Source organism: Vulcanococcus sp. DEBay_Sum22DG08_74, from assembly GCF_017852955.1.
In the GTDB taxonomy this organism is placed as follows: Bacteria; Cyanobacteriota; Cyanobacteriia; order PCC-6307; family Cyanobiaceae; genus Vulcanococcus.
In genome coordinates this window covers 1-5,076 of the sequence record NZ_JAFMKL010000113.1, presented here as the reverse complement: position 1 = coordinate 5,076, position 5,076 = coordinate 1, and the positions used below count along the sequence as shown (strand labels likewise).

General features: G+C 63.2%; 6 protein-coding genes and 1 tRNA gene. 3 read left to right on the top strand and 4 right to left on the bottom strand.

The annotated features are described in order from the left end of the window. Positions 1 to 1,120: glutamine-hydrolyzing GMP synthase (gene guaA / locus QZ184_RS09985; protein WP_296419402.1), on the bottom strand; the 1,120-nt coding region annotated here is incomplete at its 3' end. A gap of 46 nt (positions 1,121 to 1,166) precedes the next feature. Next, entirely contained in the window at positions 1,167 to 2,282 is a 1,116-nt protein-coding gene (gene cbiD, locus QZ184_RS09980) for a cobalt-precorrin-5B (C(1))-methyltransferase CbiD (RefSeq protein WP_296419400.1), read from the bottom strand. A gap of 86 nt (positions 2,283 to 2,368) precedes the next feature. On the opposite strand from cbiD, the gene QZ184_RS09975 reads away from it, so the two are divergent. Continuing rightward, positions 2,369 to 3,520, top strand: coding sequence for an alanine--glyoxylate aminotransferase family protein (locus QZ184_RS09975; protein ID WP_296415558.1), 1,152 nt, complete (start codon positions 2,369 to 2,371; stop codon positions 3,518 to 3,520). Positions 3,521 to 3,616: 96 nt separating this feature from the next. Further along, positions 3,617 to 3,688 (top strand) — tRNA-Gly (locus tag QZ184_RS09970). A 312-nt stretch (positions 3,689 to 4,000) separates the two neighbouring features. On the opposite strand, the gene QZ184_RS09965 is transcribed toward QZ184_RS09970, so the two are convergent. Further along, a complete protein-coding gene (locus QZ184_RS09965) occupies positions 4,001 to 4,219 on the bottom strand; it encodes a hypothetical protein (protein ID WP_010313945.1) in 219 nt (72 codons plus the stop codon). 38 nt (positions 4,220 to 4,257) lie between these two features. Beyond that, positions 4,258 to 4,548: a hypothetical protein gene (locus QZ184_RS09960; RefSeq protein ID WP_247476609.1), complete on the bottom strand. Its 291-nt coding sequence runs from the start codon at positions 4,546 to 4,548 to the stop codon at positions 4,258 to 4,260. 96 nt (positions 4,549 to 4,644) lie between these two features. Between QZ184_RS09960 and QZ184_RS09955 the strand changes: the two genes are divergently transcribed. Next, positions 4,645 to 5,076: AbrB family transcriptional regulator (locus QZ184_RS09955; RefSeq protein ID WP_296419398.1), on the top strand; the 432-nt coding region annotated here is incomplete at its 3' end.

Below are 5,076 nucleotides of genomic sequence, written 5' to 3'. Positions count from 1 at the left end.
GATCCTTGGGCAGGCCACCCACGTTGTGGTGGCTCTTGATCTTCACCGCCACCCGCTCGCCCGTTTTGGGATCGACGTTGGTGCCAGCGCTCTCGATCACATCGGGATACAGAGTTCCCTGGGCGAGGTAATCAAAGGGCCCAAGGCGCTTGCTCTCTTCCTCGAAAACCCGAATGAATTCGGTGCCAATCAGCTTGCGCTTCTCCTCGGGATCGGTGACCCCAGCGAGTTTGTTGATGAAGCGCTCACGGGCGTTGATGTACTCGACCCTGATGTGGAACTTCTTGTCGAAGAAGTCCATGAGGAATTCAGGCTCCCCTTTACGCATGAAGCCCTGATCAATGAACATGCAGGTCAATTGATCTCCAATCGCCTTGTGCAGCAAGAAGGCGAGGGTGGAGGAGTCGACACCACCGGAGAGGGCGAGCAGAACGCGCTTATCGCCAACCTGACGGCGCACATCCGCCACCGCCTCATCGATGAAGGCGGCCGTCGTCCAATCCGGCAGGCAGCCGCAAACGTGATAGACGAAGTTGCGAATCAGGGCCATTCCGCATTCGGAATGGACCACTTCGGGGTGGAACTGAACGCCGTAGAGACGCCGCTGGTGATCCGCGACGGCGGCCTCAGGCGTGTTCTCGGTGTGGGCCAGACGGACGAAGCCTTCGGGCAAGCGCTCGACGGAGTCGCCATGGCTCATCCACATCGTCGAGCCCTCGTCGACGTTGGTGAGCAGGTCGGTGGGGTCGTCGACAAATAAAGGTGCCTTGCCGTACTCGGCGCGGCCGGCAGCCACCACAGAGCCGCCCAGCTGCTGCACCATCAGCTGCATGCCGTAGCAAACCCCCAGGACCGGAATGCCCAGATCCCAAATCTCTGGATCGCACTTCGGGGCGTGCTCGGCATACACCGAGCTGGGACCACCACTCAGGATGATCCCCTTGGGATTCAGCGCCTTCAATTCAGCCGCGCTGGTGGAGTACCCCATCACCAGGGAATACACCTCGGTTTCCCTGACCCGACGGGCGATCAGCTCGGAATATTGAGAACCAAAATCAAGGATCACAATCGCCGGATGACGATTGGTTTCACCGATTGAGGTTGGAGTCACGTCTGACATGGAGCGGCCAGCAGCTGTGGCCCAGGCATTCAGATCACCCTAGATCTCAGGCCCGAAAGCCCTCCAGCAGCGCAGCCCCGACCGGGCCGCAGGCACAGATGCTGCGGCTGCGATCAAACAGGACAGCGCCAAGCTGGGGAGCCGCGTCATGGTGCTTGGCCAGGTAGGCCCCTGCCCGCTGCTCAATCACGGCGGCCAAGCGCTGCTGCAAGCCAGTGGCCAGGGCGGAATCACGCTCGGCCAACGCAGCGATGGCCTGATCAACGCCGGCCGCCTCTAGAAGCAGCCGGATCTGCTCCAGGGAACACCCGTGCTGGGCCGCCTGGGCCGCCAGGATCTCCAAGCGCCCATCGGCCAGATGGTGATGGGTGTGAAAGATGCCCCCCGCCAGCTTGATCAACTTGCCCTGGTAGCCAAACAAGAGCAGGCGCCTGACCCCTGCCTCAGCGGCAGCCACCAGCAGCGGTCCAATCCAGTTGCCAGCCTTGAGCAACAGGCCAGGAGGCAGCCCCTGCTGCGGGGCCAGATCCAGCCCGTTTTCCCCCAAGACGAGCACCAGATCGCCGCTCCAGCCCGGCTCCTGACTGCGACGCGCCAACTCCTGACGGGCCTGGTCCAGTTGATCAGGCGCGGCACTGCGCTGCACCAGGGCCTGGGTCCCAATCAGGGCCAAACCATCCACCACACCAAAGGCCGCATTGCTGGTGCGCGCCGCCCGTTGGCGCCCCTCCGGGAAGGTGAGCGTCAGCCGCAAACCCCGGCGATCCAGCAGGAGCGGGCGAAGGTTGCTCTCGAGCAATTGCCTGGCATAGGCCGAGAGGCAGGCCTCGCCGGAAGCTGCGTGCACACCCACGCCCTCCCCAGCCAGCAACTCCAGCCAAGGCTGTTCCCCCTCAGCATCCGTCCAACTGGCCTCCACCCAAACCTGCAGGCCGCGGGTGAGGTCCAGCACCTCTCCGGGGTCACAGCAACTGGTGGCCAAGGCCCGCCCCGGGCCCAACCGTGCGGCGGCCTGGACCGGAATCACCGTGGCTTCAAGGCCCGCTTCTGGATCCAGCAGGAGCGGAACCTGCGCTTGAAAAGGCTGGCCAAGCAACTCTCGAACCGCCGCGACCGCTGCAGCCGCAACCCAGACCGGCAGGGTGTAGCCGCACTCAGCCATGGGCCAGGGAAGGGTGAGGTCCGTTTTTTATGTTGGTCGATTGCGCTGCTGATCCAACGGGCAGCGATCGCCCCGGCTCACCCACCATGCAGGACAAGCTGACTCTGATGATCCCCGGCCCCACACCGGTGCCGGAAAGCGTCCTGCAGTCCATGGGGCGTCACCCCATTGGACACCGCAGCGCGGACTTCCAGAAGATCGTTGAGCGCACCACCGCCCAACTCAAGTGGCTGCATCAAACCAGCAATGACGTTCTGGTGATCACCGGCAGCGGCACCGCCGCCATGGAAGCCGGAATCATCAATGTGCTGAGCAAAGGGGACAAGGTCCTCTGCGGCGATAACGGCAAATTTGGCGAGCGCTGGGTGAAGGTGGCTCAGGCCTACGGCCTGGAGGTGGAGGTGATCAAGGCGGAGTGGGGCTCCCCGTTGGATCCCGAGGCATTCCGTGCCGCCCTGGAGGCCGACTCCAGCAAGGCGATCAAGGCCGTGATCCTGACCCACTCGGAAACCTCCACCGGGGTCATCAATGACCTCGAGACCATCGCCAAGCACGTCAAAGCCCATGGCACAGCGCTGACGATCGCTGACTGCGTCACCAGCCTCGGCGCCTGCAACGTGCCCATGGACGCCTGGGGGATCGACATCATCGGATCCGGGTCCCAGAAGGGCTACATGATGCCCCCGGGTCTGGCCTTCGTGGCCATGAGCGACAAGGCCTGGGAGGCCTACGGCCGCTCCGACCTGCCGAAGTTCTATCTGGATCTGGGCAAGTACCGGAAATCGGCGCAAGCCAACAGCAACCCCTTCACCCCGGCGATCAACCTCTACTTCGCCCTGGAAGCGGCGCTCGAGATGATGCAGGCCGAAGGGCTCGAGGGCATCTTTGCCCGCCATGCTCGTCATCGCGCCGCCGCCCAAGCGGGCATGAAGGCCATCGGCCTGCCCCTCTATGCCGCCGAAGGCTGCGGCAGCCCGGCCATCACCGCCGTGGCTCCCGAGGGGATCGATGCCGAGACCCTTCGCAAGAAGGTCAAGGATCGCTTTGACATCCTTCTGGCCGGTGGCCAAGACCACCTCAAGGGCAAGGTCTTCCGCATCGGCCACCTGGGCTTCGTTTGCGATCGCGATGTGCTGACCGCCGTCGCAGCGATTGAAGCCACCCTGCAGGAACTCGGACTGCACAAGGGGACCCCTGGTTCTGGCGTGGCAGCCTGCGCAGCCGCCCTGGCCAGCTGAAGCAGGCGACCACAGGGGAGCCCCTTCAGCAGGGCTCCCTTGCTAGGTTGGTTGAGATAGAGAAAAGCCTTGATCACGGCTTTTGACTATCAAATTGCGGATGTAATTCAGTGGTAGAATGTCAGCTTCCCAAGCTGAACGTCGCCGGTTCGAGCCCGGTCATCCGCTTGAGAATTAGTTTCTGGGCTTAATCAGCTGCATCACCTGCGGCCCCACGCTTCCTGCGCGGCGCTCGCAATCGAGGGAACGGAGAATATCGCGCGCTGACTGTTCAATTTCACCGCTTGATGCGGCCTGCTCAGCCGAAGCCGAAAAAGCGGCGGCTGCACGCATCAAATCGTCTCGTCGCTCGGCTACAGGTGCCTGCTGGCTGGCTTGCATTTATTTGATCTTGCCTGAATAAATATTAGTCGCCACGTTCAAGCGACCCCGAACGGTGGGGCTGCCCTGACACAACTGAAACGGATCGGCCGAGTGGTTTTAGGTGCCCGGTTCCTCGCGATTGCCGCCCAGTGCTGCGATCTGATCACGCAGTTGCCTCACTCTTGAAGCATCACCACGGGTGATGGCGACGGCGAGGGCGAACTCGAGTTTCTCGAGCTGATGGCCGCCCTCAGCAAAAGAACGGCTGGCACAGGCAGGTGTACCCGAGGCGGCAGGAGCAACGGGAACAGAGCGATGGCTGTTGGAGAAGGCCATGGTTCGCTTTCTTTCCATTGTGCCCCCGGCGCAAGGGGTCATGCAGCCATGAACTCATCCTCGTGAGGATTCACCGACGCAGGGACCTCCTCCTCGCTCACGCCGTCCTGCAGGAGGCTGCGGCAGTCGGCCAACAGCGTCTCCACATGGTCGAGACGGCTCAGCTCCTCAGGATCAGGCGTCTCAACAAAGGAGACCTGGTCCAGTTGCAGCTCCATCGCATTGAGGCGCTGCTCCAACTTCACCAGCCGCTGCGAGAGGGCCGCGACGGTCTGAGCGAGGTCCTCTGTGGTGCGCGTGATGCGAAACGAGACCGATTCGCCAGCCATGGACAGGGTTCAACTCGCCCGATAACACCACAGCCCTGGGCAGTTCTCAAGCCCAAGCGGCCAAGCAGACTGAAGGCATTCCAGGGCAGCCCGGCGATGCCATCAAGCCTCCACCTGCTGGCCTATGTCCTGGCGGGCATTGGCGGCGGTTTGCTGGCGCTGCGCACGGGGATCCCCGCCGCACCCCTCGCTGGCGCGCTGCTGGGAGCGGGACTGCTGAGCATGAGCGGCAAGCTCGAGGCCGCCAACTGGCCCGCAGGCACCCGGACTGCCCTGGAAATTGGCATTGGCACCGTCATCGGCACCGGATTGACGGCGACGGCCTTCAGCGAGCTCAGGCAGCTCTGGCGGCCAGCTCTTTTGATCACGCTCACCCTGGTGATGACCGGCCTGGTGGTGGGGCTCTGGTGCAGCCGTCTGCTGGGAATGGACCCGCTCATCGCCCTCTTGGGAGCCGCACCAGGGGGAATCAGCGGCATGAGTCTGGTGGGCGCCGAATTCGGAGTCGGTGCAGCCGTTGCTGCCCTT